This is a genomic window from Stenotrophomonas sp. 96582_Sma (genome assembly GCF_056480905.1).
Genome location: NZ_CM151122.1, coordinates 4,282,729 through 4,307,300 on the forward strand (window position 1 = coordinate 4,282,729; position 24,572 = coordinate 4,307,300).

At 66.6% G+C, this 24,572-nt stretch carries 24 protein-coding genes; 5 read left to right on the forward strand and 19 right to left on the reverse strand.

The window, feature by feature from the left end:
* Nucleotides 1–64: 64 nt before the first annotated feature.
* Nucleotides 65–3,187, reverse strand: coding sequence for a multidrug efflux RND transporter permease subunit SmeE (gene smeE, locus ACZK2R_RS19970; RefSeq protein WP_125893437.1), 3,123 nt, complete (start codon nt 3,185–3,187; stop codon nt 65–67).
* A gap of 12 nt (nt 3,188–3,199) precedes the next feature.
* Nucleotides 3,200–4,384: a multidrug efflux RND transporter periplasmic adaptor subunit SmeD gene (smeD, locus tag ACZK2R_RS19975; RefSeq protein WP_032129008.1), complete on the reverse strand. Its 1,185-nt coding sequence runs from the start codon at nt 4,382–4,384 to the stop codon at nt 3,200–3,202.
* Nucleotides 4,385–4,611: 227 nt separating this feature from the next.
* Here smeD and smeT point away from each other — a divergent pair, with 227 nt between their 5' ends.
* Nucleotides 4,612–5,271, forward strand: a complete 660-nt coding sequence (smeT, locus tag ACZK2R_RS19980; protein ID WP_032129009.1) for an efflux transporter SmeDEF transcriptional repressor SmeT — start codon at nt 4,612–4,614, stop codon at nt 5,269–5,271.
* 45 nt (nt 5,272–5,316) lie between these two features.
* Nucleotides 5,317–6,309 carry a Gfo/Idh/MocA family protein gene (locus ACZK2R_RS19985; RefSeq protein ID WP_180838449.1) on the forward strand — a complete coding sequence of 331 codons (993 nt, stop codon included), beginning with the start codon at nt 5,317–5,319 and terminating at the stop codon, nt 6,307–6,309.
* A 53-nt stretch (nt 6,310–6,362) separates the two neighbouring features.
* On the opposite strand, the gene hslU is transcribed toward ACZK2R_RS19985, so the two are convergent.
* The 9 genes from hslU to ACZK2R_RS20030 form a co-directional block, all read right to left on the reverse strand.
* A complete protein-coding gene (hslU, locus tag ACZK2R_RS19990; protein ID WP_014038532.1) occupies nt 6,363–7,736 on the reverse strand; it encodes an ATP-dependent protease ATPase subunit HslU in 1,374 nt (457 codons plus the stop codon).
* A 103-nt stretch (nt 7,737–7,839) separates the two neighbouring features.
* A complete protein-coding gene (gene hslV / locus ACZK2R_RS19995) occupies nt 7,840–8,391 on the reverse strand; it encodes an ATP-dependent protease subunit HslV (RefSeq protein WP_005411093.1) in 552 nt (183 codons plus the stop codon).
* Nucleotides 8,392–8,563: 172 nt separating this feature from the next.
* A complete protein-coding gene (locus ACZK2R_RS20000; RefSeq protein WP_010481389.1) occupies nt 8,564–8,764 on the reverse strand; it encodes a DUF3079 domain-containing protein in 201 nt (66 codons plus the stop codon).
* Nucleotides 8,765–8,841: 77 nt separating this feature from the next.
* Nucleotides 8,842–9,732, reverse strand: a complete 891-nt coding sequence (xerC, locus tag ACZK2R_RS20005; RefSeq protein WP_049421395.1) for a tyrosine recombinase XerC — start codon at nt 9,730–9,732, stop codon at nt 8,842–8,844.
* Between the two features lie 13 nt (nt 9,733–9,745).
* Nucleotides 9,746–10,420 carry a DUF484 family protein gene (locus ACZK2R_RS20010; RefSeq protein WP_125893427.1) on the reverse strand — a complete coding sequence of 225 codons (675 nt, stop codon included), beginning with the start codon at nt 10,418–10,420 and terminating at the stop codon, nt 9,746–9,748.
* On the reverse strand, nt 10,417–11,268 hold the full coding sequence (gene dapF / locus ACZK2R_RS20015; RefSeq protein WP_125893425.1) for a diaminopimelate epimerase: 852 nt from the start codon (nt 11,266–11,268) through the stop codon (nt 10,417–10,419). The genes ACZK2R_RS20010 and dapF overlap by 4 nt, the downstream gene beginning before the upstream one ends.
* Nucleotides 11,261–11,533, reverse strand: coding sequence for an LPS translocon maturation chaperone LptM (gene lptM / locus ACZK2R_RS20020; RefSeq protein WP_180838450.1), 273 nt, complete (start codon nt 11,531–11,533; stop codon nt 11,261–11,263). Before lptM ends, dapF begins: the two co-directional genes overlap by 8 nt.
* 82 nt (nt 11,534–11,615) lie before the next feature.
* Nucleotides 11,616–12,041, reverse strand: coding sequence for a YbaN family protein (locus ACZK2R_RS20025; RefSeq protein WP_180838451.1), 426 nt, complete (start codon nt 12,039–12,041; stop codon nt 11,616–11,618).
* Between the two features lie 54 nt (nt 12,042–12,095).
* A complete protein-coding gene (locus tag ACZK2R_RS20030) occupies nt 12,096–14,207 on the reverse strand; it encodes a S9 family peptidase (RefSeq protein WP_180838452.1) in 2,112 nt (703 codons plus the stop codon).
* Nucleotides 14,208–14,399: 192 nt separating this feature from the next.
* On the opposite strand from ACZK2R_RS20030, the gene ACZK2R_RS20035 reads away from it, so the two are divergent.
* Complete coding sequence (locus ACZK2R_RS20035; protein ID WP_180838453.1) at nt 14,400–15,587, forward strand: pyridoxal phosphate-dependent aminotransferase; 1,188 nt, start codon at nt 14,400–14,402, stop codon at nt 15,585–15,587.
* Nucleotides 15,588–15,723: 136 nt separating this feature from the next.
* On the opposite strand, the gene ACZK2R_RS20040 is transcribed toward ACZK2R_RS20035, so the two are convergent.
* Together ACZK2R_RS20040 and ACZK2R_RS20045 are read right to left on the reverse strand one after the other, a co-directional pair.
* Entirely contained in the window at nt 15,724–17,820 is a 2,097-nt protein-coding gene (locus ACZK2R_RS20040; RefSeq protein ID WP_180838454.1) for a prolyl oligopeptidase family serine peptidase, read from the reverse strand.
* Nucleotides 17,821–17,889: 69 nt separating this feature from the next.
* Complete coding sequence (locus ACZK2R_RS20045) at nt 17,890–18,216, reverse strand: hypothetical protein (protein WP_049399225.1); 327 nt, start codon at nt 18,214–18,216, stop codon at nt 17,890–17,892.
* Between the two features lie 127 nt (nt 18,217–18,343).
* Between ACZK2R_RS20045 and ACZK2R_RS20050 the strand changes: the two genes are divergently transcribed.
* Nucleotides 18,344–18,946, forward strand: a complete 603-nt coding sequence (locus ACZK2R_RS20050; protein ID WP_180838455.1) for a lipocalin family protein — start codon at nt 18,344–18,346, stop codon at nt 18,944–18,946.
* A gap of 40 nt (nt 18,947–18,986) precedes the next feature.
* Here the strand turns inward: ACZK2R_RS20050 and ACZK2R_RS20055 are convergent, their stop codons facing one another.
* The 5 genes from ACZK2R_RS20055 to ACZK2R_RS20075 all read right to left on the reverse strand — a co-directional run bounded on the left by ACZK2R_RS20055 (nt 18,987) and on the right by ACZK2R_RS20075 (nt 22,630).
* Nucleotides 18,987–19,286 carry a HigA family addiction module antitoxin gene (locus ACZK2R_RS20055; RefSeq protein ID WP_049463234.1) on the reverse strand — a complete coding sequence of 100 codons (300 nt, stop codon included), beginning with the start codon at nt 19,284–19,286 and terminating at the stop codon, nt 18,987–18,989.
* Between the two features lie 10 nt (nt 19,287–19,296).
* Nucleotides 19,297–19,575, reverse strand: coding sequence for a type II toxin-antitoxin system RelE/ParE family toxin (locus tag ACZK2R_RS20060; RefSeq protein ID WP_080356578.1), 279 nt, complete (start codon nt 19,573–19,575; stop codon nt 19,297–19,299).
* A gap of 264 nt (nt 19,576–19,839) precedes the next feature.
* Nucleotides 19,840–20,529, reverse strand: a complete 690-nt coding sequence (locus ACZK2R_RS20065) for a methionine ABC transporter permease (RefSeq protein WP_032129021.1) — start codon at nt 20,527–20,529, stop codon at nt 19,840–19,842.
* A complete protein-coding gene (locus ACZK2R_RS20070; protein ID WP_032129022.1) occupies nt 20,526–21,533 on the reverse strand; it encodes a methionine ABC transporter ATP-binding protein in 1,008 nt (335 codons plus the stop codon). The genes ACZK2R_RS20065 and ACZK2R_RS20070 overlap by 4 nt, the downstream gene beginning before the upstream one ends.
* A 200-nt stretch (nt 21,534–21,733) precedes the next feature.
* Complete coding sequence (locus tag ACZK2R_RS20075) at nt 21,734–22,630, reverse strand: DMT family transporter (protein ID WP_180838456.1); 897 nt, start codon at nt 22,628–22,630, stop codon at nt 21,734–21,736.
* A 219-nt stretch (nt 22,631–22,849) separates the two neighbouring features.
* Here ACZK2R_RS20075 and ACZK2R_RS20080 point away from each other — a divergent pair, with 219 nt between their 5' ends.
* Nucleotides 22,850–23,332: a YajQ family cyclic di-GMP-binding protein gene (locus ACZK2R_RS20080; RefSeq protein ID WP_006471121.1), complete on the forward strand. Its 483-nt coding sequence runs from the start codon at nt 22,850–22,852 to the stop codon at nt 23,330–23,332.
* Between the two features lie 35 nt (nt 23,333–23,367).
* On the opposite strand, the gene ACZK2R_RS20085 is transcribed toward ACZK2R_RS20080, so the two are convergent.
* Nucleotides 23,368–24,462 (reverse strand): helix-turn-helix domain-containing protein, encoded by a 1,095-nt coding sequence (locus ACZK2R_RS20085; protein ID WP_253143443.1) that lies wholly within the window; start codon nt 24,460–24,462, stop codon nt 23,368–23,370.
* Nucleotides 24,463–24,572 lie beyond the last annotated feature (110 nt).

A 24,572-nucleotide genomic window follows, 5' to 3' on the forward strand; every position in this document is an offset into this window, starting at 1 on the left:
CCTCGTTGGATTCACATCACGCGGGCAGTAGGTGCCGGCCAGCGGCCGGCACTACCGTTTCAGGTCACGTCGTGGACTTGCGCTTGAACACGCGCTGCACCACCACGAAGAACAGCGGCACGAAGAACACGCCGAGCACGGTGCCGACGATCATGCCGCCAAGCACGCCGGTGCCGATCGCCTGCTTGGCACCGGAGCCGGCACCGGTGGAGATTGCCAGCGGCACCACGCCCATGCCGAAGGCCAGCGAGGTCATCACGATCGGGCGCAAGCGGTCGCGCACGGCGTGCATGATCGACTCGATCAGGCTGGCCCCCTTCTCCAGGTTTTCCTTGGCGAACTCGACGATCAGGATCGCGTTCTTGCTGGTCAGGCCCACCGTGGTCAGCATCGCCACCTGGAAGTAGATGTCGCGTTCCAGGCCCTTGAAGGTATTGGCCAGCACCGCGCCGAGGATACCCAGCGGGGCCGCCAGCAGCACCGCGGTCGGCACGCTCCAGCTTTCATACATCGCGGCCAGGCACAGGAACACGATCATCAGCGACAGCGTGTACAGCAGCGGCGTCTGCGAGCCGGCCTGGCGTTCCTGGTAGGACATCGCCGTCCACTCGATGCCGAAGCCCGCCGGCAGCTGCTTGGCCAGCTGTTCGATCTCGGCCATGGCATCACCGGACGCGACACCCGGGGCCGGTTCGCCCTGGATTTCCATCGCCGACACACCGTTGTAGCGCTCAAGACGCGGCGAACCATAGTCCCAGTGCTTGGTGGCGAACGCGCTGAACGGCACCATCTCGCCCTTGTCGTTCTTCACGGACCAGAGATCGAAGTCCTCCGGCACCATGCGGAACGGCTGGTCGGCCTGCACGAACACACGCTTGACGCGGCCACGATCGACAAAGTCGTCGATGTACGAGCTGCCCCATGCGGCGGCCAAGGTACCGTTGATCTGGTCGATCGACAGCCCCAGCGAGGTCGCCTTGGCTGCATCGATGTCGATGCGGAACTGCGGCGTGTCTTCCTGGCCGTTCGGGCGCACGTTGGCCAGCTTCTTGCTGCCGGCGGCGAGGCCCAGCAGCTGGTTGCGCGCGGCCACCAGTGCCTCGTGGCCCTGGCCGCTGTTGTCCTTCAGGAAGAAGGTGTAGCCCGACGCGGTACCCAGTTCCGGAATGGCCGGCGGCGGGAAGGCGAAGATGAAGGCATCCTTGATCTGGCCCAGTGCCGCCATGGCGCGACCGGTGATCGGCATCACGCCATTGTCGGCGTCACGCTCGCTCCAGTCCTTCAGCTTGACGAATGCCATGCCCGCGTTCTGGCCCATACCGGCGAAGCTGAAGCCCTGCACCGAGAACACCGAGTCCACCGCATCCTTCTCGTTCTGCAGGAAGTGGTTTTCCAGTGCCGCGATCGATTCCAGCGTACGTTCCTGGGTGGCACCGACCGGCGCCTGCACCAGCGCCATCAGCACGCCCTGGTCTTCGTTGGGCAGGAACGAGCTGGGCAGGCGCACGAACAGCACGCCCATCAGCACGAACAGTGCCGCCACGATGCCCATGAAGCGCCACGGACGGTGGATGATGCCGCGCACACCGCGCTGGTAGCTCTCGCTGGTGCGGTCGAAGCCGCGGTTGAAACCATTGAAGAAACGACCGGACCAGCCCTTGTGTGCGACGTGGTGCTCACCCTTCTTCAGCGGCTTGAGCATGGTCGCGCACAGCGCCGGGGTCAGCACGATCGCGACCAGCACCGACAGCGCCATCGCCGAAACGATCGTGGCCGAGAACTGGCGGTAGATCACGCCGGTGGAGCCGCTCATGAAGGCCATCGGCACGAACACCGCCGACAGCACCAGGCCGATACCCACCAGCGCGCCGGTGATCTGGCCCATCGACTTGCGGGTGGCCTCAAGCGGCGACAGTCCTTCCTCGGACATGATGCGCTCGACGTTCTCCACCACCACGATGGCATCGTCCACCAGCAGGCCGATCGCCAGCACCATCGCGAACATGGTCAGCATGTTCACCGAGAAGCCCAGCATCGCCAGCACGCCGAAGGTACCCAGCAGCACCACCGGAACGGCGATGGTCGGGATCAGGGTGGCGCGGAAGTTCTGCAGGAACAGGTACATCACCACGAACACCAGCACGATCGCTTCGATCAGGGTCTGCACCACGCCCTTGATCGACACGCGCACGAACGGGGTGGTGTCGTACGGGATCTCGGCCTTCAGGCCGGCCGGGAAGAAGCTCTTCATGTCCTGCAGCGCGGCATCCACGCCGGCCGCGGTATCCAGCGCGTTGGCGCCGGTGGCCAGGGTGACCGCCAGGCCGCTGGCCGGCTGGCCGTTGTAGCGGGTGACGAAGTCGTAGGACTCTGCACCCAGTTCGACGCGGGCGACATCGCCCAGGCGCAGTTCGGCACCGTCCTGCGCGCCGCGCACGATGATGTTGCGGAACTGTTCCGGGGTCTGCAGGCGCGACTGCGCATTGATGGTGGCGTTGAGCTGCTGGCCCTTGATCGACGGCGCGCCGCCGAGCTGGCCGATGGCCACCTGGGCGTTCTGTGCCTTGATCGCTGCGGTCACTTCCGCAACCGACAGGCCATAGGTATGCAGCTTGTTCGGGTCCAGCCAGATGCGCATGGCGTACTTGCCACCGAACACCTGGATGTTGCCCACGCCCGGCACGCGGCTCAGACGGTCGACGACATTGGAACCGACGTAGTCGGCGATGTCGTTGGCGTCCATGCTGCCGTTCTCGGACACGAACGCAATGACGTTCAGGAAGCCCGAGCTGGACTTGGCCACGTTGATGCCCTGCCGCTGCACTTCCTGCGGCAGCAGCGGCATGGCCAGCTGCAGCTTGTTCTGCACCTGCACCTGGGCGATGTCCGGGTTGGTGCCGCTCTCGAAGGTCAGGGTGATGGTGGCCTGGCCGTTGGACGAGCTGTTGGAGGAGAAATAGATCAGGCCATCAAGGCCCTTCATGTTCTGCTCGATGATCTGCGTCACCGAGTCCTCGACCACCTTGGCCGATGCACCCGGGTAGGTGGCGCTGATTTCCACCGCCGGCGGTGCGACGTTGGGGTACATCGAGACCGGCAGCTTGAACAGGGCCAGGCCGCCGGCGAGCATGATGATGATGGCGATCACCCATGCAAAGATGGGTCGATCGATGAAAAAGCGTGCCATGGGGTTCTCCGCTTACTTCGCGTCGCCGGCCGGAGCGGCAGGCTGGGCGGCCGCTGCCGGCTTGGCCGGAGCAGCGCCCTTCTCGGTGGCCTTGACCGGCATGCCGGGGCCGATCTTCTGCAGGCCTTCGACAATGACCTTGTCGCCGGCCTTCAGACCGTCCTCGACCAGCCACTTGTCGCCGACCGTGCGGCTGACCTTGACCGGGCGCACTTCGACCTTGTTGTCCTTGTCGACCACCATCGCGGAGGTGTCACCCTTCGGATCGCGGGCGATGCCGGCCATCGGCACCAGCACTGCATCGCTGCGCACACCGCCGCCGATCACCGCGCGCACGTACGTGCCCGGCATCAGCAGGCCGTCCGGATTGTCCACCTTCACGCGCAGGCCGAAGCTGCCAGTGGCCGGGTCGACGCTGACTTCGGAGAACTCCAGCGTGCCCTTGTGCTCGAAGGTGCTGCCGTCTTCCATCAGGATGCTGACCGGCAGCGTCTGGTTGTCCTGCAGGCGGCCCGCGGCCAGCTCACGGCGCAGCTGCAGCAGCTCGGCCGAGGACTGGGTCAGGTCCACATAGATCGGGTCCAGCTGCTGCACGGTGGCCAGCGCATTGGCCTGGCCGGCGCTGACCAGCGCACCCTGGGTGACGCTGGACTTGCCGATGCGGCCGCTGATCGGCGCGGTGATGCGGGCGTAGCCCAGAGTGACGTTGGCCGCATCCAGCGAGGCCTTGGCGGCGCCGACGTCAGCCTCGGCCTGCTTCTGCGCGGCCACCGCGTTTTCCAGGTCCTGCTGGCTGACCGCATCAACCTTGGCCAGCTCGGTGATGCGCTTGGCACTCAGGCGCGCGGCGTTGGCGGTGGCCTCGGCACGCGCCAGCTGGGCACGGGCACTGTTGGCCTGTGCGCGGTAGCTGGCGTCCTCGATCTGGTACAGCGGCTCGCCGGCCTTGACCATGCCGCCCTCGGTGAACAGGCGCTTGGCGACGATGCCGTTGACCTGCGGACGCACTTCGGCGACCAGGAAGGCGTTGGTACGGCCCGGCAGCTCGCGGGTCAGGCCCACGGTCTCGGACTTCAGCGTGACCACGGTGACGTCACCCGGGCCCTGTTCGGGGGCCTGGGGTTGGCCGCCGCAGGCAGCCACGGTCGCGGCGATTGCCAGCGACAGTGCAAAGGGTCGGATTCGGCTCAGCAACATGACGGAAAGGCTCTTGAAGGAAAGGGTCTCAGCCAGCGCTGATACGGCGGACCCTCCACCAGCGAAGGTGAAGACCGTGCGAACAGCGCCCACCCGGGCGGAGTGGGAGCCGGACGGGCCTGCCACGCACACGACGGGAATGATGGGTGCGAAATATACATACATGCTTGTTTGTTTGTAAACCGGTACAATTCAGCCACGTTTCACCCGCACTCGTACCCACACCCATGGCCCGCAAGACCAAAGAGGACACCCAGGCAACCCGGGAAGGCATCCTTGACGCCGCCGAAGCCTGCTTCCATGAACACGGCGTGGCCCGTACCACGCTGGAGATGATCGGTGCCCGCGCCGGCTATACCCGTGGCGCGGTGTACTGGCACTTCAAGAACAAGAGCGAGGTGCTGGCCGCGATCGTCGAACGGGTGCACCTGCCCTTCATGCAGGAACTGGAGCGCACCTCCACCGACCAGCGCGACACACCGGTGCACGACCTGCGCGCAGTGATGATCCACTCGTTCATCGAGCTGTCCGAGGACGAACGCCTGCGCAAGACCATGGAGATCATGCTGCGCAGCGACGCCTCGGCCGATACCAAGGTGCTGACCGAAATGCAGCAGGCCGGCTTCCGCGATGCGCTGGACCGGATGGAGCGCGCCCTGCGCCGGGCCCAGGACCTGGGCCAGCTGCGCGAAGGCGCGGACCCGAAGATCGCCGCGCGCATGCTGCACGCCACTGTGCTGGGCGTACTGCATGGCGCGATGGTCGAACCGGAACTGATGGACCTCAAGCGCGACGGCATGCTTGCGCTGGACATGACCCTGGCCGCCTACGTGAAAGAAGGCGTGTTCGTGCCCGGAACGGTGCCCGAGCCGCTGCCCGAAGCATGAGTAGAGCTGCTGCCGCCACCGCGACACTCATCTGAGGACGAACCCATGATCCTGGACAACGTGGTGTGGGGCTTCATCGGCTGTGGCAGCGTCACCGAGAAGAAGAGCGGGCCGGCCCTGGCCAACACGCCGGGCTCACGGGTGGCGGCGGTCATGCGCCGCAATGCGGCGTTGGCCGAGGATTATGCGCGGCGCCATGCGATTCCCCGCTGGTACACGGACGCCGATGCACTCATCGCCGACCCGGAAGTGAACGCGATCTACGTTGCGACGCCGCCCTCCACGCACATGCACTACGCGTTGCAGGCGATTGCCGCGGGCAAGCCGGTCTACATCGAGAAGCCGATGGCCATGGATCACGCGGAATGCGAACGCGTGCTGGAGGCCAGCGCGCGCAGTGGCGTGCCGGTGTTCGTGGCCTACTACCGCCGCGCCCTGCCCCGCTTCGCGCAGGTGAAGCAGCTGCTGGACAGCGGCACGATCGGCACGCCGCGCAGCGTGCGCGCCACCCTGCACCGGCCACATTCGGCGAACGCTGCATCGCCGGACTTCTGGCGGACCAACCCCGCGATCGCCGGCGGCGGCCTGTTCGTCGATCTGGGCTCGCACACCCTGGACCTGCTCGATCATCTGCTCGGGCCTTTGACCGATGTGCGTGGCCTGGCCAGTTCGCAGGCAGGCGCGTATGCCGCCGAGGACAGCGTCTCGATGTGCTTCCGCACCGGGACGGGGGCGCACGGCATCGCGCAATGGAGTTTCTGCGCGTTCCGCCGCCAGGATGAAATCGAAATCACCGGCGATCGCGGACAACTGCGCTTTGCCACCTTCGAGGACATCCCGGTGGTTCTGGAGACCGAGGCCGGCGTGCAGGCGTTCGACATCCCGAACCCGCCGTCGATCCAGCAACCGTTGATCGCCACTCTGGTGGATGAGCTGCGCGGCAACGGCCACTCGCCATCGAACGGCATCAGCGCCGCCCGCACCAGCGCGGTGATCGACCAGGTGCTGCAGGCCTACCGCGCCAGACATCCGCACTGACCAACAACAAAAAGGCCGCCTTTCGGCGGCCTCATGCTTTGCAGCGTCGGGCATTACAGGATGTAGCGGCTCAGGTCCGGGTCCTGCACCAGCTCACCCAGGTGCGCATCGACATAAGCACTGTCGATGGCCAGGGTTTCGCCGTCGCGGTCCGGTGCCTCGTAGCTGAGCGAATCCAACAGGCGCTCCAGTACGGTGTGCAGGCGACGGGCACCGATGTTCTCCTGGCGCTCGTTCACCTGGAAGGCGATCTCGGCCAGACGATCGATGGCGTCGGCAGTGAAGCTGACCTTGACGCCTTCGGTGGCCAGCAGCGCTTCGTACTGTTTGGTCAGCGCGGCCTTCGGCTCGGTCAGGATGCGCACGAAATCACCCTTGCTCAGCGCACCCAGCTCCACGCGGATCGGGAAGCGGCCCTGCAGCTCCGGAATCAGATCGCTGGGCTTGGCCAGGTGGAACGCGCCCGAAGCAATGAACAGGATGTGGTCGGTCTTGATCGTGCCGTACTTGGTCGACACGTTGGAGCCTTCCACCAGCGGCAGCAGGTCGCGCTGCACGCCTTCGCGCGACACGTCGCCACCACCCACGTTGTCACCACGCTTGGCGACCTTGTCGATCTCGTCGATGAAGACGATGCCGTGCTGCTCGCAGGCCTCGATCGCGGCAGTGCGGATGTCGTCCTCGTTGACCAGCTTGCCGGCTTCTTCCTCGATCAGCAGCGGACGCGCGGCCTTGATGGTCAGCGTGCGCTTGTGCGCCTTGGCGCCGCCGCCGAGGTTGGCGAACATCGACTTCAGCTGCTGGCCCATTTCCTCCATGCCCGGCGGGGTCATGATGTCCATGCTGACGTTGGCAGCCAGGTCGAGCTCGATCTCGCGCTCGTCCAGCTCACCGTTGCGCAGCATCTTGCGGAACTTGATGCGGGTCTCGTTGTCCTGCGCCGACGGCTCATTGCGGGCGACTTCCGGATCGAAACCGATGCCACCGCTGCGGCGCGGCAGCAGCGCATCGAGGATGCGGTCTTCGGCGCGCTCCTCGGCCTGGGTACGCACGCGCACCTTGGCCTGTTCGCGGTACAGCTTGACCGCGGTATCGGCCAGGTCGCGGATGATCTGCTCGACGTCCTTGCCGACGTAGCCGACTTCGGTGAAGCGGGTGGCTTCGACCTTCACGAACGGTGCGTTGGCCAGGGTGGCCAGTCGACGCGCGATCTCGGTCTTGCCGACGCCGGTCGGGCCGATCATCAGGATGTTCTTCGGCATCACTTCATTGCGCAGCTCGGGCACCAGCTGCATGCGGCGCCAGCGGTTGCGCAGGGCAATGGCCACGGCGCGCTTGGCGTCGTGCTGGCCCACGATATGCCGGTCCAGTTCCTGCACGATCTCGCGCGGGGTCATGGTGGCGGAGGAAACTTCGATCTTCGACATGGATGTGCTCACGGATTCATTGTCGGTAGTGCCGGCCACTGGCCGGCAACCAGGCACGCGTGCGGGGGATCATGAGGTTGCCGGCCAGCGGCCGGCACGACCCTCACAGCTCCTCGACCACCACGTTGCGGTTGGTGTAGATGCAGATGTCGCCGGCAATGCCGATCGCTTCGCTGGCAATGGTGCGCGCATCCAGTTCGGTGTGCGCCATCAGCGCGCGCGCGGCCGACAGTGCATAGGAACCACCGGAACCGATGGCGATGATGCCGTCCTCCGGCTCGATCACATCACCGGTGCCGCTGATGATCAGCGAGGTTTCCTTGTCGGCCACTGCCAGCAGGGCCTCGAGCTTGCCGAGGCGGCGCTCGGTGCGCCAATCCTTGGCCAGTTCGACCGCAGCGCGCTGCAGCTGGCCGTGCTTTTCCAGCTTGGCCTCGAACAGCTCGAACAGGGTGAAGGCATCGGCGGCGGCACCGGCGAAGCCGGCCAGCACCTGGCCGTCTCGGCCGAGGCGGCGCACCTTGCGCGCATTGCCCTTCATCACGGTGTGGCCCAGCGTGACCTGGCCGTCGCCGGCAATGGCCACGTGCTCGCCGCGACGGACGCAGACGATGGTGGTGGCGTGGAAAACGTTGGGATTCTGACTGGGGTCCATGCGGCCTCCGATAGCTGTTCCCGGGACATGGGGACAGCGCCGGGTGCGATCAAGCCTGTGCGGATGGCTGCCGTTCAGCGCTTGGCGGCGCCCCATGGGAAGAGGGCGCCCTTTTAACGAGCGCATCGCAATGCGCGCGGACCCCGCCGCCCGAACGTGGAACGCCTGCCGTTCAGCGCTTGGCCTGCGAAGGCCGATCCGGATTCGGCTCGATGCCCCAGGCGATGTACCAGTCCTCACCCTGCGTCTCGATCGGGTGCTGGGTGCGGCCGGAGCCATTGCCGCAGGCCAGCGCGTCAGCCGCGCAGTAGCGATCGCAGCCCCAGCAGATGCGTTCGGGGTGCCTGGGATGCAGCGGAATGGGCTTCGCCATGGTGGCGGTGTCCTCGTGGCCTGCGGCCACAATGCGCCGGTAGCGGCCGCCCTGCCCTGATCCAGATCAAGGGCGGTCTATTCAGCCTTGTCGTCCTTGCTGCGGCGCTTCGCACGTGGATGCGCGGCGTCGTAGACCTTGGCCAGGTGCTGGAAATCGAGGTGGGTGTAGATCTGCGTGGTGGCGATGTCGGCATGGCCAAGCAGTTCCTGCACGCCACGCAGGTCACCGGACGATTCCAGGATGTGGCTGGCGAAACTGTGCCGCAGCATGTGCGGGTGCACGTGCTTGAACAGGCCTTGGCGCTGCGCCAGCTGGCGGATGCGGATCTGCACCGCACGCTGGCTGATCGGCCCGTTGCGACCGGGAAACACCGGCGAGGCCGGGCCGCCGCCACTTTCCGCACGCCACGCCTGCAGCGCTTCGCGCGCCGGCCGGCCGAACGGCACGCGACGCTGGCGATTGCCCTTGCCCAGCACGTTGACCAGGCCGCTGTCGAAATCCAGGTCGCGCCAGGTCAGCGCGCAGACTTCGCTCAGGCGCAGGCCAGAGGAATAGAACAATTCCAGCAGCGCGCGGTCACGGCGGCCGAGTTCACCTTCCGGTTCCAGCTCGACCAGCTGCACGGCTTCGTCGGCATCGAGCACCTGCGGCAACCGGCGCGGTGCGCGTGGCGCCTTCAGCGTCGCCGCCGGGCTGACCTCGATGCGTCCATGCTTCAACAGCCAGGCGTAGAAGCTGCGGCACGCCGACAAGCGGCGTTGCAGGCTCTTGGCCGACAAGCCACGCCGGTGCTCATCGGCGACGAACTGACGCAGCGACTCGGCATCGAGTGCTTCCACCGCAACACCGCGCGGCTCGGCCCAGGCCGACAGCGCGTCCAGGTCGCGGCGGTAGGCGTCGAGCGTATGTGCCGACATCCGCCGCTCTACCTGCAGATGCTGCAGGAAGGCCTGTACCGCGCTCATCGTCGTATCCTGCTCAGCCCGGGAAGCGCTTCAGGCCGGTGGCCAACGCATCGCCCATCATGCGCAGGAACAGCGTGCCCATGCCCGGGTAGAAGCGGTTCGGGTCGTGGCTGCCCACAGCAATCAGGCCCACGCCCGGCAACGGCAGCAGCGCGGTGGTCTGCACTTCTTCGCTGCGCACGCCGTACAGCACGGCATTCTTTTCCGGCTGCAGGCGCCCGCAGATCGGCTCGCCGTCGTTCAGGCAGTCGCGGAACGGGCCCAGCTGCGCATCATCGGCGGCGATCACCTGCAGCCAGTCGGCCTGTTCCAGCCCGGCCACCGGTGTGTGCACCACCAATCGCACCAGGTCGCCGGCGAAATCTTCCTGCAGCGAGGCAGCCATCGCACGCAGGGTGTCGGCGGCGTTGTCCTGCTTCATCAGCGCCAGGGTCAGCTGATGCGTGCGCACTGCCAGGCGTTCATTGACCTGGGCGGTGGCACCCAGATCGGCCAACCGTCGTGCCAGCTCGCGGTTCTTCTCGCGCAGCACTTCCAGCTGGTAGCTGGCCAGCGACGCGGTCGGGCCATCGTCGCGTGGCACCACCAGGGTCAGGGCCAGGTCCGGGAACTGCTTGAGGAAGCCGGGATGTCGCCGCAACCACGCAGCGACTTCATGGGCCCCGAGCTTGTCGACGGTTTCGGTCATGCGATCCACTCCCCTTCGAAGACGAATGCGGTCGGGCCGGCCATCACCACCGGCTGGCCATCGCCCGGCCACTGGATGCGCAGGTCACCCCCGGGCAGGCTGATGCGCGCATCGCGCTGCAGGCGGCCACGCTGCATCAGGGTCACCGCAGCGGCGCAGGCGCCGCTGCCGCAGGCCAGGGTTTCGCCGACGCCACGTTCATTCACACGCAGACGTGCATGCGCCGGGCCCATCACCTGGGCAAAACCCACGTTCACCGAGCGCGGGAACGAGGCATGCTGCTGCAGCAGCGAACCGACGCGCTCGACCGGTGCTGCATCGATCAGGCCCACTTCGATCACCGCATGTGGATTGCCCATCGACACCGCGGCGAAGCGTATGCTCTCGCCCTGCAACGGCAGCAGGTACTCCTCGCGTGCATGGGCGAAGCCCACCAGCGGCACGTTGACCGGCTCGAACGCAGGCACGCCCATGGTCACCGCGAACTGGCCATCGCCCAGGGCCTTCACCCCATGACTGGCCAGCGGGCTGTCGATGACGAACTGATCCCCCTGCGCACTGCCCTCACGCACCAGCCAGGCCGCGATGCAGCGCGCGCCGTTGCCGCACTGCTCGGAGTTGGAACCGTCGGCATTCCAGATGCGGTACGACGCCACCGAGCCTTCCGCGCGCGGCGCTTCGATGGTCAGGATCTGGTCGCAGCCGACGCCGGTGTGGCGGTCGGCCAGGCGCGCGGCCAGTTCAGGCGTGGGCGGCGCAGTGCCGTCACGCAGGTCGATCACTACGAAATCATTGCCCGCGCCATGCATCTTGCTGAAGCGCAGCGCCTTGGAACCGGCCTTACTCATTCCCGCCGCCCACCTTCTTCGCAGGTGCAGGCGCCGGTTGTGGGGTCGGTGCAGCCGGGTCCACGGTCGTGGCCGGCGTGGCGCTGCCCTGGGTCTCCGCCGGGGTCGCTTCGGTAGCGGGCTCGGCAACCGGTTCGACGGTTTCTTCCACCGGCACCGGCTTCTGCGGCAGTACCAGCGGGCCCTTGTTGCCGCAGGCGGCGAGGAGCAGCAGCGAGGCCGCTGCCAGCGGAATCAGGATGGCGTTTCGATGGGGGATCTTCATGCCCCGAGTATAGCCATTGGCGGCTGAGCGGTTGGTGCAGGGGATCGGGTTGCCGGCCAGCGGCCGGCACCACCGCAGGCGTTCAATCTGCAGGCGGCGGCAGCGGCCGGGTCCACAGCCAGATCGCCACCACGGTCATGCTGCCGATCGAGAACCACTTCACCCAGGCGATCGGCACGCACCACAGCATGATGCCGGCGCACACTGCCATGGTGATCGTGGCCATCCACTTGCCGTAGCGGCTGACCGCCCCGTGTGCCTGCCAGTTGGCGATGGCCGGGCCGAAGCGCGGGTGCTGCAGCAGCCAGGTGTGCAGGCGCTCGGAACCACGCGAGGCAGCCCAGGCCGAGATCAGGATGAATACGGTGGTGGGAAGACCCGGCACGAAGATGCCGACGATACCGGTGCCCAGGCTGACGTAGGCCAGCAGCCACCACGCCCAGCGGAAACGCACCACGCGCGGTGGCGTGGCAGCATCGCGGGGTGCGGAGGGGTCGGACTGGCTCATGGCCGCAAGGATACCGGTTCGGGGTGCCAGGCAACGCCCGGCACCCCTGCACCATTACGGCTGGGCGATGCCCAGCTGCTGCAGCACGAACGCGTACGACTCGGACAGCTCGCGGTAGCGCTGGAAGCGCCCCGACTTGCCGCCGTGGCCGGCTTCCATGTTGGTGCGGAACAGGATCGGGTAATGGCCGGTGTTGTCGTCACGCAGCTTGGCCACCCACTTGGCCGGCTCCCAGTACTGCACCTGCGAATCCCACAGGCCGGTGCCCACGAACAGCGCCGGGTACGCCTGCTGCTTCACGTTGTCGTAGGGCGAGTAGGACAGCATGTAGTCGTAATACTGCTTCTGCTCGGGGTTGCCCCACTCGTCGTATTCGTTGGTGGTCAGCGGAATGGTCGGGTCGAGCATGGTGGTGACCACGTCGACGAACGGTACCTGCGCCACCATCACCCGGTAGTCCTGCGGCGCCTGGTTGGCCACGGCGCCCATCAGCAGGCCACCGGCGCTGCCGCCGGACGCGGCGACGCGATCCTTCGCCGCCCAGCCCTGTGCGACCAGGCCGCGGGTGACGTCGATGAAGTCGTTGAAGGTGTTCTGCTTGTGCAGCAGTTTGCCGTTCTCGTACCAGTCGCGGCCCATCTCCTGGCCGCCACGGATATGGGCGATGGCATACACCACGCCACGATCGAGCAGGCTCACCGCGGTCTGGTTGAAGTACGGATCCATCGACATGCCGTAGCTGCCATAGGCGTACTGGAACAGCGCGCCCTTGCCGTCCTTCTGGTAGCCCTTGCGGTAGACCAGCGACACCGGCACCTTCACGCCATCGCGTGCGGTGATCCAGACACGATCGGTTTCGTACTTCGACGCGTCATAGCCGATCACCGGCTGCACCTTCAGCTGGCGACGCTCGCCGGTGGCGGTGTTCAGCTCGAACACGGTGGTGGGGGTGGTCATCGAGGTGTAGACGTAGCGCAGCCACGGCGTATCGGCCTCGGTGTTGTCGCCCAGGCCCATCGAGTACGCCGGCTCATCTGCCTTCACGTAGTCGCTGCGGCCATCCTTGAACAGCAGGCGGATGCGTTCCAGGCCCTCGGAACGTTCGGCGATGGCGGTGTACGCATCGAACAGCTCGAAGCCTTCGATGAAAACCGCATCGTCATGCGCGATCCAGTCCTTCCACTGTGCGCGCGAGGTCGCATCGGTCGGTGCGGTGACCAGCTTGAAGTTCTTCGCACCGTCGTTGGTGCGGATCACCCAGCGGCCGTCGTAGTGGTCAGCGTCGTACTCCACATCGCGCTGGCGCGGCGCCAGTACGGTGAACGTGGTCGGGTCGCTGGCCGGCGCGTAGCGCTCTTCCGAGGACACAGTGCTGTGCACGCCGATGGTGATGAAGCGATCGTCGCGGGTGCGGCCGATGCCCATGTAGAAGCTGTCGTCCTTCTCTTCGTAGACGACGGTGTCGGCACTGGCCGGGGTGCCCAGCACGTGCTTCTTCACGCGTACGGTCAGCAGCGTTTCCGGATCGTTCTCGACATACAGCACGGTGCGGTTGTCGTCGGCCCAGACCAGGTCGCCGGAGCTGCCGGTGATCACATCGGGCAGCACCTTGCCGGTAGCCAGGTCCTTGAAGCGGATGGTGTACTGGCGGCGACCGACATCGTCATCGGCCCAGGCCAGCAGCTGGTTGTCCTGGCTGACTTCCATCGAGCCGACGCTGAAGTAGCCCTTGCCGGCGGCCATCGTGTTGACGTCCAGCAGGATTTCCTCGGCGGCATCCATGCTGCCCTTGCGGCGTGCGTGGATCGGGTAGTCCTGGCCGGTCTCGAAGCGGCTGTAGTACCAGTAGCCGCGCTCGCGCGCCGGCACACTGGAATCGTCCTGCTTGATGCGGCCGACGATCTCCTTGTACAGGGTGTCTTCCAGCGGCTTCAGCGGCGCCAGCAACTGGTCGGCGTAGGCATTCTCGGCCTGCAGGTAGGCCAGCATGTCCTTGTTCTCGCGCTCGTCGTCGCGCAGCCAGTAATAGTCGTCGTTGCGGGTCGCGCCGAACGGCGCCTTGACCACATGCGGATGCTTGGCGGCATCCGGCGGAACGGGCGGCGTGGCGGCGGTGGCAGTGGTGGTCATCAGGCTGGCAAGCAACAGGCAGAGGGTGGATTTCATGAGATAAGGCTCCTTGAGCCGCAATGCAATGGCGTCCTTGTGCTCGAGTCTGGGTTGCAGGAGGGTTGCGGGCAACCCTGCGGATCGTCATGGGTCGTGCTTGCCGCTGGCCGGCAACCTTGGGATAAACAGAGGCGGGTGGTTGCCGGCCAGCGGCCGGCACGACCAGGACGCGCGGCGTACCATGGGCACATGAGTACCCTGCCCCACACGCCGGGCTACAGCCGGCGCAGCCATGAAATCGCTCCGTTCCACGTGATGTCCCTGCTGGCCCGCGCGCAGGCGCTGGAACAGGCGGGCCACGATGTGATCCACCTGGAAATCGGCGAACCGGACTTCACCACGGCCGAACCGGTCGTGCGTGCCGGCCAGGCCGCATTGGCCGCCGGCCATACCCGCTACACCGCCGCACGTGGCCTGCCGGCCCTGCGCCAGGCGATCAGTGGTTTCTATCGCAGCCACTACGGGCTGGATATCGATCCCGAACGCATCCTGGTCACTCCCGGCGGCTCCGGTGCGCTGCTGCTGGCCAGCAGCCTGCTGGTCGATCCGGGCCGCCACTGGCTGCTGGCCGACCCCGGATATCCCTGCAACCGTCATTTCCTGCGCCTGGTGGAAGGCGGTGCACAGCTGGTTCCGGTCGGCCCGGACACCGCCTACCAGCTCACACCGTCGCTGGTGGAACAGCACTGGAATGCCGACAGCGTCGGCGCACTGGTGGCCTCCCCCGCCAATCCGACCGGCACCGTGCTGTCCGCCGACGAACTGGCAGCACTGTCGCAGGCCCTGCACGCGCGTGGCGGCCATCTGGTGGTGGACGAGATCTACCACGGCCTGACCTACGGCCTGGATGCACCCAGCGTGCTGCAGGTGGATGACAGCGCGTTCGTGCTGAACAGCTTCTCAAAGTATTTCGGCATGACCGGCTGGCGGCTGGGTTGGCTGGTGGCGCCGCCGGCGGCGGTGCCGGACCTGGAGAAGCTGGCGCAGAACCTGTACATCAGCGCCTCAAGCATCGCCCAGCACGCCGCACTGGCCTGCTTCAGCGAGGAATCGATGGCGATCTTCGAACAGCGCCGCGAGGCGTTCCGCCAGCGCCGTGATTTCCTGCTGCCCGCGTTGCGCGAGCTGGGTTTCCGCATCGAGGTCGAGCCGCAGGGCGCGTTCTACCTGTACGCCGATGTCAGCGCGTTCACTGACGACGCGCAGGCGTTCTGTGCGCACTTCCTGGAAACCGAACACGTGGCGTTCACCCCGGGCCTGGATTTCGGTTTCCATCGCGCCAACCAGCATGTGCGCCTGGCCTATACCCAGGAAGTGCCGCGGCTGCAGGAGGCGGTGGCGCGGATTGCACGCGGGTTGAAGAGCTGGGGCGCCTGATCGATCTGCGCGAACGGCATCCACGCATGGCGTGGATCTACTGACCCAGCGCACGATACGTAGGTAGATCCACGCCATGCGTGGATACGTGAACCCAACGAAAAACGCCGCCCTGGGGCGGCGTTTTCCGTTCTGCTTATTTACCGCCCAACCGCTCCCACAGGAAGCTGTAGGCCAGCGCCGACATGTGTGCGGCCTGCGCGTTGTTGGCTGCGCCGCCGTGGCCACCTTCGATGTTCTCGTAGTAGGTCACGTCCTTGCCGGCGTCGATCATCTTCGCCGCCATCTTGCGGGCATGGCCCGGGTGCACGCGGTCATCGCGGGTGGAGGTAGTGAACAGCACCGGCGGGTACTTCTTCTTCGCGTCGAACAGGTGGTACGGCGAGAAGGTCTTGATGAACTCCCAGTCGCTGGTGTCCGGGTTGCCGTATTCGGCCATCCACGAGGCACCGGCCAACAGGTGGCTGTAGCGCTTCATGTCCAGCAGCGGCACCTGCACCACCACTGCACCGAACAGCTCCGGGTACTGGGTCAGCATGTTGCCGGTCAACAGGCCACCGTTGCTGCCACCCTGCACGCCCAGGTGCTTGGCGCTGGTGATCTTGCGCTTGACCAGATCGCGCGCCACCGCAGCCATGTCTTCATAGGCCTTGTGACGGTTCTGCTTCAGCGCTGCCTGGTGCCAGCGCGGGCCGTACTCGCCACCACCACGGATGTTGGCGACCACGTACACACCGCCCTTCTCCAGCCAGGCGCGGCCCATGCCACCGGAGTAATTCGGGGTCAGCGAGATCTCGAAGCCACCATAGCCGTACAGCAGGGTCGGGTTGGAGCCGTCCAGCTTCATCGCCTTGTCGTGCACCACGAAGTACGGCACGCGGGTGCCGTCCTTGCTGGTGGCGAAGTGCTGCTCGATCACCTTGCCCTTGGCATCGAAGAAGGCCGGCATGGTCTTCAACGTTTCCGGCGCCTGGCCGATCTCGGCCAGAGCCAGCGTGGTCGGGGTCAGGTAGTCGGTGGCGGTCAGCCACACCGCATCGCTGTCGTTGCTGTCCACTGCGCCCACCGCCAGCGTGCCAAAGGCCGGCGCGCCGACGAAGCGGCTGGTCTGCCAGCCATCGGCGCCCGGGGTCAGCACCGACAGGCGGTTCTTGACGTCATCCAGCACGTTCAGCACCAGGTGGCTCTTGGTCCAGGTGGCGCCGGCCAGCGAGGTGGTCGCGGTCGGGGTGAACAGCACCTCGAAGTCGCGCTTGCCGGCCAGGAAGTCGTCCAGCTTCGTCGCCAGCAGCGAACCGGACGCGTAGGTCTTGCCGCCCACGGTCCACGGATCGCGCAGTTCCAGGGTCAGCCACTGTTTGTGCAGGCCCTTCTCGGCCGAGTTCGGCGCGTCGATCTTGGTCAGCGTGCCGTCGTCGCCACGCAGGTAGAGCTCGTTGTTGTAGAACGCCAGCGTGCGGCTGACCAGGTTGCGCTCGAAGCCCGGGGTGTCATCGTGCATCGCCGCGATGTACATGTCCTCCGGCTTGCCTTCGTACACCACGGTGGCCGAGGTCATCGGCGTGCCGCGCTTCCACAGCTTGGCCACGCGCGGGTAGCCGGAGGTGGTCATCGAGCCCGCACCGAAGTCGGTGTAGACGAACACGGTGTCGCGGTCGACCCAGTTGAGGCCGCCCTTGGACTCGGGACGGAAGAAGCCGTCCTTGATCCAGGTCTTGTTGGCCAGGTCGAACTCACGGGTGACGTCGGCGTCGGCGCCACCGCGCGACAGCGCGATCAGGCAGCGGCTGTAATCCGGGCGCAGGCAATCGGCGCCGTGCCAGACCCAGTTCTCACCCTCGGCCTTGTTCAGCGCATCCAGGTCGAGCACGGTTTCCCACTGCGGCGAGGCCTTGCGGTACTCGGCCAGGGTGGTGCGCCGCCACAGGCCGCGCTCGTGCTGCTGGTCCTTCCAGAAGTTGTAGTAGTAGTCGCCGATCTTCTGCACGCCGGGGATCTTGGCATCGGAGTCGAGCACCTCGCGGATGCTGGTCTCCATCTGCTTGAAGGCCGGGGTCTGCGCCAGGCGCGCCTCGGACTTGGCGTTCTGTTCCTTGACCCAGGTCAGCGGCTTGTCGCCGGTGACGTCTTCGAGCCAGGCGTAGCGATCGGTGTCTTCAGCGGCCACGGCGGTCCCCACCGAGGCAGCGGTCATCATGCCGGCCAGCAGGCAGGCGGAAGCGAGTCGAGACATTGCAGCTCCAGGCAGTCATAAGCCGTGGAACGCTAGCATGGATCGCCGCGGCCGCCCCCGTGTCGAAGGTCAGGCCGCGGCGGTGGAGCCGCGACGGCCTCGCGCCGCCCCGCCGCTACGGCGACGTGCCTGTCCACCGGTACGACGCGCCAGCCGCAGCCACGACAGGCGCGGCAACGGAAAGCGCAGCAACGCCCACCAGGCCACCAGCGGCATGCCCACCAGCCACATGGGTAGCCAGCCCAGCCAGGCACTGCTGCCGCGCGCGGCCGGCCAGACCAGTACCAGCGCCATACCGGCCAGGGCCAGCTGCTGCACGCTGCGCAGCAGGCGCGGGTCGGCACGCTCGAGAATGACGCGTTCAGTTGCAGAGCGGCGGACGGAACGTGCGTTCATGGGGCTTCTCCGGTGGACAATGCAACACAGCATGGGCAACCCCCTTCTCACAGGTTGCGACACCATTGACGGATCGCGTGCACACAGTCGACCATGCGCGTGCAAGCCCACTGGAGCCCGCTCCCGCATGACTTCGATCCGCCCGCTCTGCGCCGCGCTGCTGGCCCTTTCCCTGGCCGGCCCCGCCGTGGCCGCCAGTGAGCCGCCGTCGCCCCGTACCAGCGCCCCTGGTGCGGCTGCCCTGGACGCACCGATCGACCTGAAGCGCTTCATGGGCACCTGGTACGTGATCGGCCGCGTGCCGAACTTCATCGAGCGCGGCCATGTGGCCAGCGTCAATAACTACGAACTGCGCGACGAGCACAAGGTCGGCATTACCTACCGCTACCGTGATGGCTTCGGCGAACCGCTGCAGGAAGTGCGTGCCCGCGCCAGCGTCGACCCGGACAGCGGCAACCACGGCTGGCGCACCTGGTTCTACCGTGTCGTGCCTACGCATTCGAGGGTGCTGGAAGTAGCGCCGGATTACTCGTGGGCACTGATCGGCTACCCGGGCCGCGAAATGGCCTGGATCTTCTCGCGTACGCCGGACATGGACAAAGCCCTGTACAAGGAGCTGGCCGAGCGCCTGCGTGACGAGTACGGCGTGAACACCGACAAGCTCAAGCGCGTGCCGCAGCACCCGGAGCAGGTCGGCAAGCTGGGCTACGAAGTACCGAACGTGCGTTGACTGGATTGTGGCCGCGGACCTCGGTCCGTGCGCCCCGAATTCACGCTGCCCGCGGCTGTACCCGTCGCTCGATCTCGCTGCGCGTTGGCAATGTCTTGAGGTCGTAGGCCGCCTGCATCGCAAGCCAGGACGCGGCATCCCCACCAAAATGTCGCGCCAGCCGTGCCGCGGTATCGGCCGAAATACTGCGCTCCCCGTGCACGATGGCGTGCAGCCGTGTTGCGGGAACATCCAAGGCCCTTGCCAGCGCGTTCACGCTCAACGCCAGAGGCATCAGGAACTCTTCGCGCAGGATCTCGCCAGGATGGATGGCGCGCATGCCGTTGTGGGGACGCTTCATGGCGGGCACCTCAGTGATAGTCAACAATTTCCACGGCATCGGCACCGTTGTCAGTCCAGGTAAAGCACAGCCGCCACTGGTCATTGATACGCAAGCTGTACTGCCCTCTCCGATCACCTGACAGCGCCTCGAGTCGGTTCCCGGGCGGGCTGCGCAGGAATGCCAACGTCTGTGCCGAGTCGAGCAGCTGCAGCTTGCGCTCGGCAGCCCGCCGGATCGAAAGCCAGGCACGTGGACAGGTTCCTTCAAACAGGGCACGGGTCTGCTTGCAGCGGAATGAACGGATCATTCCGTAAAACGTATTACGTTGAACGGAACATACCAAGGAACGGGGTGTGCTGCCAGTCCCAGTCTGGCGATATCGATTCCTGATGGGTGTGGCGGCTTCCAGAGCCTGGCGCTATGACAGGCACACTGTCGAAGTTCTGCAGGTTCTGCAGGCTCTGCCGGCCAGCGGCCGGCACTACCGTTTCCAGGCAATGGGGTAGAGCCGGCCGCTGGCCGGCTGCCGCGATGCACCGGGCGACGCCGGGGGCAGCGCCCCGGCGCCTCGTCATTTGCGGCTGTAATGCGCGACCAGGCGGTCGCCGAGCATCTGCAGCAGCTGCACCAGAACCAACAGCAGGACCACGGTAACCAGGGCCACGTCGGTGTGCGAACGCTGGTAGCCATCGCGGAACGCCAGGTCACCAAGGCCGCCGGAACCAATCGCACCGCCCATCGCGGTGAAGCCGATCAGCGCCACGGTGGTGACCGTCGCACCGGCGATCAGGCCGGGGCGCGCCTCGGGCAGCAGCACGCGGGTGACCAGCTGCCAGGTGGTGGCACCCATCGACTGGGTCGCTTCGATCACGCCACGGTCCACTTCGCGCAGTGCGGTTTCGACCAGGCGCGCGTAGAACGGCGCGGCACCGATCACCAGCGGCACGATCGCACCGCGTACCCCCAGCGACGTCCCCATCAGGAACAGGGTGACCGGGATCAGCACGATCATCAGGATGATGAAAGGCACCGAGCGCAACAGGTTCACCACCAGCGCCAGCACGCCGTAGGCGAACGGACGGCGCTTCATCTGCGGCGCGCCGAACAGGTACAGCAGCACGCCCAGCGGCAGGCCGATGGCCAGGGTCAGCGGCAGCGAACCGAGCAGCATCAGCAGGGTGTCGATGGTGGCCTGGCCGATGTCGGCCCACTTGCCCGCATCCAGGTGGCGGAAGAATCCGCCGGCAGTGGCGATGATCATCGACGCAGCTCCTCAACGTGCACGCCGGCAGCCACGAACGCGGCCTGCGCGGCGGACTGGTCACCGCCCACCAGGGCGACCACCAGCTGGCCATACGGGGTGTCCTTGATCCGGTCGATACGGCCGGACAGGATGTTGTAGTCGACCCCGGTCTCCCGCGCGACACTGCCGAGCAGGGGTTCGTAGGTGTCTCCGCCGAGGAAGGTCAGGCGCACGATGCGGCCACCGACAGCATCGAAATCACGGTGCAGCGCGCCTTCATCCACGTGCTCCGATTCGCTGACGAAACGGCGCGTGGTCGGGTGCTGCGGGTGCAGGAACACCCGGGTGACCGGCCCGGTCTCGACCATCTGGCCGGCGTCGAGCACGGCGACACGGTCGCAGACACGGCGGATCACGTCCATCTCGTGGGTGATCAGCACGATCGTCAGGCCCAGCTCGCGATTGATCTTCGACAGCAGCGACAACACCGAGGCGGTGGTCTGCGGGTCCAGCGCACTGGTGGCCTCGTCGCACAGCAGGATCTGCGGGCGTGTCGCCAGCGCACGGGCGATGCCGACGCGCTGCTTCTGGCCACCGGACAGCTGTGCGGGGTACTTCTGCGCATGCGCCTCCAGGCCCACGGTCTGCAGCAACTCGGCCACGCGCGCGTCGATCTCCGCCTTCGGCGTGCCGGCCAGCTCCAGCGGGAAGGCGACATTGCCGGCCACCGTGCGCGACGACAGCAGGTTGAAGTGCTGGAAGATCATGCCGATGCGCCTGCGCAGCGCGCGCAGGCCATCCGCGTCCAGTGCGGTGACATCCTCGCCACCGATCAGCAGGCGACCACCGCTGGGCTCTTCCAGGCGGTTGATCATGCGGATCAGGGTCGACTTGCCGGCGCCGGAATGGCCGATGATGCCGAATACCTCACCGGCCTCGATGGTCAGGTCCAGCGGCTGCAGCGCGCTGACTGCGCGGCCGGCAACGGCATAGGATTTGTGCAGGCGCTGGAACTCGATCACGGGCGTGGCTCACCGGCTGGGTGACGGAAGGGGGCGTGCAGCCTACCAGCGCAGGCGGTCGCGCGCCCGCGCCATGGGCCAGAATGTTATTCCTTTTGGTTCTAAGTCGCCCGCACCCGGTAGTGTCGGCCGCTGGCCGGCACCTGCAGCGATCCCTCCGGGGCAAGGAGTTGCCGGCCAGCGGCCGGCACTACCCCGGCTCAGGGATGATCCAGCGGCTTCGGCGGTTCCTGCCGGTTCACCCGCTCACGGTGCAGCAGGTACAGCCCCGAGGCGACGATGATCGCCGCGCCCACCCAGGTATAGCTGTCCGGCAGCTGGCCCCAGAAGGCCAGGTCCCAGCCGATCACCCACACCAGGCCGCTGTACTCCAACGGCGCGATCATCGACGCCTCGCCCAGCTGGAAGGCCTTGGTCAGTGCGATCTGACCGAGCGCTCCGGCCAGACCCATGCCGGCGATCAGCGGCGCATGCTCCAGCTGCAGCGGCACCCAGCCGGGAAGGGCCAGCAGGCCGGCACCGATGGCCATGATCACCAGGAACCAGACCACCATCGACTGCGAGGTATCGGTGCGGGTGAGCAGGCTGACCGTGATCGCCGCCACCGCATACGCGGTGGCCGCGGCCAGCACCATCAGCCCCGGCACCGAAATGAAGCCGTCCACGCCCGGCCGCAGCACCACCAGCACGCCGACCAGGCCGATGCCGATGGCCACCCAGCGCCGCGGGCCAACCCGCTCACCCAGCAACGGCACCGACAGCGCGGCGATCAGCAGTGGGGCAACGAAATAGATGGTGTAGGCGGTGGACAGCGGCAGGTCACGCAGGGCGAACACGAAGCAGCCGATCATCGCCATGCCGAGCCCACCACGCAGCAGGTGCAGGCCCCAGCGGCGCGGGATCAGCGAGCGCGGGCCGGCGCTGACCAGCACCCAGACCAGCACGAACGGCAACGAAGCCGCACCACGCAGGAAGGTCACTTCCAGGGTCGGATAGCTGGCCGACAGCTGCTTCATGCCGGCGTCCATCAGCGAGAAACAGGCGACCGCCGCAACCATCCAGGTCACCGCGCGCGAGGGAGAGCGTTGCAGGTTCATGGCCCATTATCGCCCGCCTGTTGCTCTTATGTAGCGCCGAGCCATGCTCGGCGGGCCGCCTTGTAGAGTCGAGCCATGCTCGACTGCTCTTCACAAAGCAGCCGAGCATGGCTCGGCGCTACAAGGGAGGGAGCGAGTCGAGCATGGCTCGACTCCACAAAACGGGTATGCAGCCAGCACGATAGAATGACCGCCACTGAATTCTGCGGAGCACCGCCCATGCCTTCCTTCGACGTCGTGTCCGAAGTCGACACCCACGAGCTGACCAACGCCATCGACCAGGCCAACCGCGAACTGGCCACCCGCTTCGACTTCAAGGGCGTGGACGCCAAGTTCGAACGCGATGGCGATGTCATCAATCAGACGGCGCCGACCGAGTTCCAGCTCAAGCAGATGAACGACATCCTGCGCGCACGCCTGGCCGCGCGCGGCATCGACGTGCTCAGCCTGGAGTTCGGCGACATCGAAACCAACCTGGCCCAGGCCCGGCAGAAGATCACCGTCAAGCAGGGCATCGAGCAGAAGATCGCCAAGAAGATCGCGGCGGCACTGAAGGACGCCAAGCTGAAGGTGGAAAGCCAGATCAACGGCGACAAGCTGCGCGTGCAGGGCAAGAAGCGCGACGATCTGCAGGACGCCATCGCCGTGCTCAAGGCCGGCAAGTTCGAACTGCCGCTGCAGTTCAACAACTTCCGCGACTGATGCCCCCGCCGGGACCTGCCCGGTGGACTACGCGGTCAATCGCGCAGCAGCTTGTACAGCGTGGTGCGCGAGATTCCCAACTGGCGTGCGGCCAGGCTGAGGTTGCCGTCAGCGGCCAGGGCCGCGCGACGCGCGGCCTCACGCTGCTGGTCACGCAGCAGCGGCGCGCCTGGGTCTGCCGGGGTGCTTCGCACAGTAGACCGGTGCGTCGCGCCCCGCGGCCCCTGCAGACGCTGCAGGTAGACCGCACTGCCCTCGCCCAACCGGACCCGATGCGCTGCGCCCGGTTGCAGCAGCCGACGCCGTTGCGCCGCACTGGCACCGGCAAACAGCGCTTCCAGACCCAGCAGCGGCAACGGCCCGCGCCGTGGCAGGCCCAGCAGGCGCCGTGCAACGCGGTTGGCTGCACGCAGCTGGCCATCCTCCTGCACCGCCAGCAGTCCCTGCAGCGGTGACGCCAGCCAGCGCGGATCATGTTGCACGGCGAGCAGATGCACGTCGGTGAGGCTGTGGAACAAGCGATTTTCGCTAGCCAGCGCAGCCTGCCGGAAATAGCCCTGCAGCAGCGCGGGATCGCGCTCGCCAAGACCGGTGATATCGATCACTCCGCAGACCCGACCGTCGAGATCGTGCAGTGGCTCGCTCAGGCAGAACACCGGCGCGAACCGCTGCAGGTAGTGTTCGTTGCCGCGCACCAGTGCCGGCACATCGTCGGCCAGGCTGACCGCTGGCGCAGTGGTGCCGATCTCGGTCTCGCCCAGCTGTCGCCCGACCTGGATCGGCCGCAGCAAGGGAGCATCTTCCAGCCCGTGGGCCTGCTGCGCGATCACCATGCCGTCGCGGTTGGCGCAGAACATCGTCCAGCCACGCCCACCGAAGGCCGCCCAGAGCTGTTCCAGCTCCGGCTGCACGCAACGCGCCAGGCGCCGGTCATCGGGATGGGACAGATGGCGGCCATCGCCCAGCAGCGGCCGATAGTCCGGCTCCTGCCCCGGCTGCAGGCCCGCTGCGCGCGAACGCAGCCATGACTGCTGCAGCGGCAGCGGCAACACGCCCAATGAGCGCGCATCGCCGTCGGCGAAAGCGGTACGTGCCGCCACCAGTTGTTGCTGCCCGACTGTCGTGGCCATCATGGACGCAGCGTACACCCGCCAGCGGCAACGTCATGTTACGTCTCGGCAACGGAGCGTTTCCGTTTCAAGACGCGTTCAAACAAAGGGGCAGAGCCGTTATGGAAAAC

What these genes read in the sequence shown, in the direction of transcription:
- ACZK2R_RS20045 (WP_049399225.1), bottom strand. Translation starts at nt 18,216, where the DNA reads ATGAACGCACGTTCCGTCCGCCGCTCTGCAACTGAACGCGTCATTCTC.
- ACZK2R_RS20050 (WP_180838455.1), top strand. Translation starts at nt 18,344, where the DNA reads ATGACTTCGATCCGCCCGCTCTGCGCCGCGCTGCTGGCCCTTTCCCTG.
- ACZK2R_RS20035 (WP_180838453.1), top strand. Translation starts at nt 14,400, where the DNA reads ATGAGTACCCTGCCCCACACGCCGGGCTACAGCCGGCGCAGCCATGAA.
- ACZK2R_RS20030 (WP_180838452.1), bottom strand. Translation starts at nt 14,207, where the DNA reads ATGAAATCCACCCTCTGCCTGTTGCTTGCCAGCCTGATGACCACCACT.
- smeE (WP_125893437.1), bottom strand. Translation starts at nt 3,187, where the DNA reads ATGGCACGCTTTTTCATCGATCGACCCATCTTTGCATGGGTGATCGCC.
- ACZK2R_RS20075 (WP_180838456.1), bottom strand. Translation starts at nt 22,630, where the DNA reads ATGAACCTGCAACGCTCTCCCTCGCGCGCGGTGACCTGGATGGTTGCG.
- ACZK2R_RS20080 (WP_006471121.1), top strand. Translation starts at nt 22,850, where the DNA reads ATGCCTTCCTTCGACGTCGTGTCCGAAGTCGACACCCACGAGCTGACC.
- ACZK2R_RS20025 (WP_180838451.1), bottom strand. Translation starts at nt 12,041, where the DNA reads ATGAGCCAGTCCGACCCCTCCGCACCCCGCGATGCTGCCACGCCACCG.
- ACZK2R_RS20060 (WP_080356578.1), bottom strand. Translation starts at nt 19,575, where the DNA reads ATGATCCGTTCATTCCGCTGCAAGCAGACCCGTGCCCTGTTTGAAGGA.
- smeD (WP_032129008.1), bottom strand. Translation starts at nt 4,384, where the DNA reads ATGTTGCTGAGCCGAATCCGACCCTTTGCACTGTCGCTGGCAATCGCC.
- ACZK2R_RS20000 (WP_010481389.1), bottom strand. Translation starts at nt 8,764, where the DNA reads ATGGCGAAGCCCATTCCGCTGCATCCCAGGCACCCCGAACGCATCTGC.
- dapF (WP_125893425.1), bottom strand. Translation starts at nt 11,268, where the DNA reads ATGAGTAAGGCCGGTTCCAAGGCGCTGCGCTTCAGCAAGATGCATGGC.
- hslU (WP_014038532.1), bottom strand. Translation starts at nt 7,736, where the DNA reads ATGTCGAAGATCGAAGTTTCCTCCGCCACCATGACCCCGCGCGAGATC.
- xerC (WP_049421395.1), bottom strand. Translation starts at nt 9,732, where the DNA reads ATGAGCGCGGTACAGGCCTTCCTGCAGCATCTGCAGGTAGAGCGGCGG.
- ACZK2R_RS20055 (WP_049463234.1), bottom strand. Translation starts at nt 19,286, where the DNA reads ATGAAGCGTCCCCACAACGGCATGCGCGCCATCCATCCTGGCGAGATC.
- hslV (WP_005411093.1), bottom strand. Translation starts at nt 8,391, where the DNA reads ATGGACCCCAGTCAGAATCCCAACGTTTTCCACGCCACCACCATCGTC.
- ACZK2R_RS19985 (WP_180838449.1), top strand. Translation starts at nt 5,317, where the DNA reads ATGATCCTGGACAACGTGGTGTGGGGCTTCATCGGCTGTGGCAGCGTC.
- smeT (WP_032129009.1), top strand. Translation starts at nt 4,612, where the DNA reads ATGGCCCGCAAGACCAAAGAGGACACCCAGGCAACCCGGGAAGGCATC.
- lptM (WP_180838450.1), bottom strand. Translation starts at nt 11,533, where the DNA reads ATGAAGATCCCCCATCGAAACGCCATCCTGATTCCGCTGGCAGCGGCC.
- ACZK2R_RS20065 (WP_032129021.1), bottom strand. Translation starts at nt 20,529, where the DNA reads ATGATCATCGCCACTGCCGGCGGATTCTTCCGCCACCTGGATGCGGGC.
- ACZK2R_RS20040 (WP_180838454.1), bottom strand. Translation starts at nt 17,820, where the DNA reads ATGTCTCGACTCGCTTCCGCCTGCCTGCTGGCCGGCATGATGACCGCT.
- ACZK2R_RS20010 (WP_125893427.1), bottom strand. Translation starts at nt 10,420, where the DNA reads ATGACCGAAACCGTCGACAAGCTCGGGGCCCATGAAGTCGCTGCGTGG.
- ACZK2R_RS20085 (WP_253143443.1), bottom strand. Translation starts at nt 24,462, where the DNA reads ATGGCCACGACAGTCGGGCAGCAACAACTGGTGGCGGCACGTACCGCT.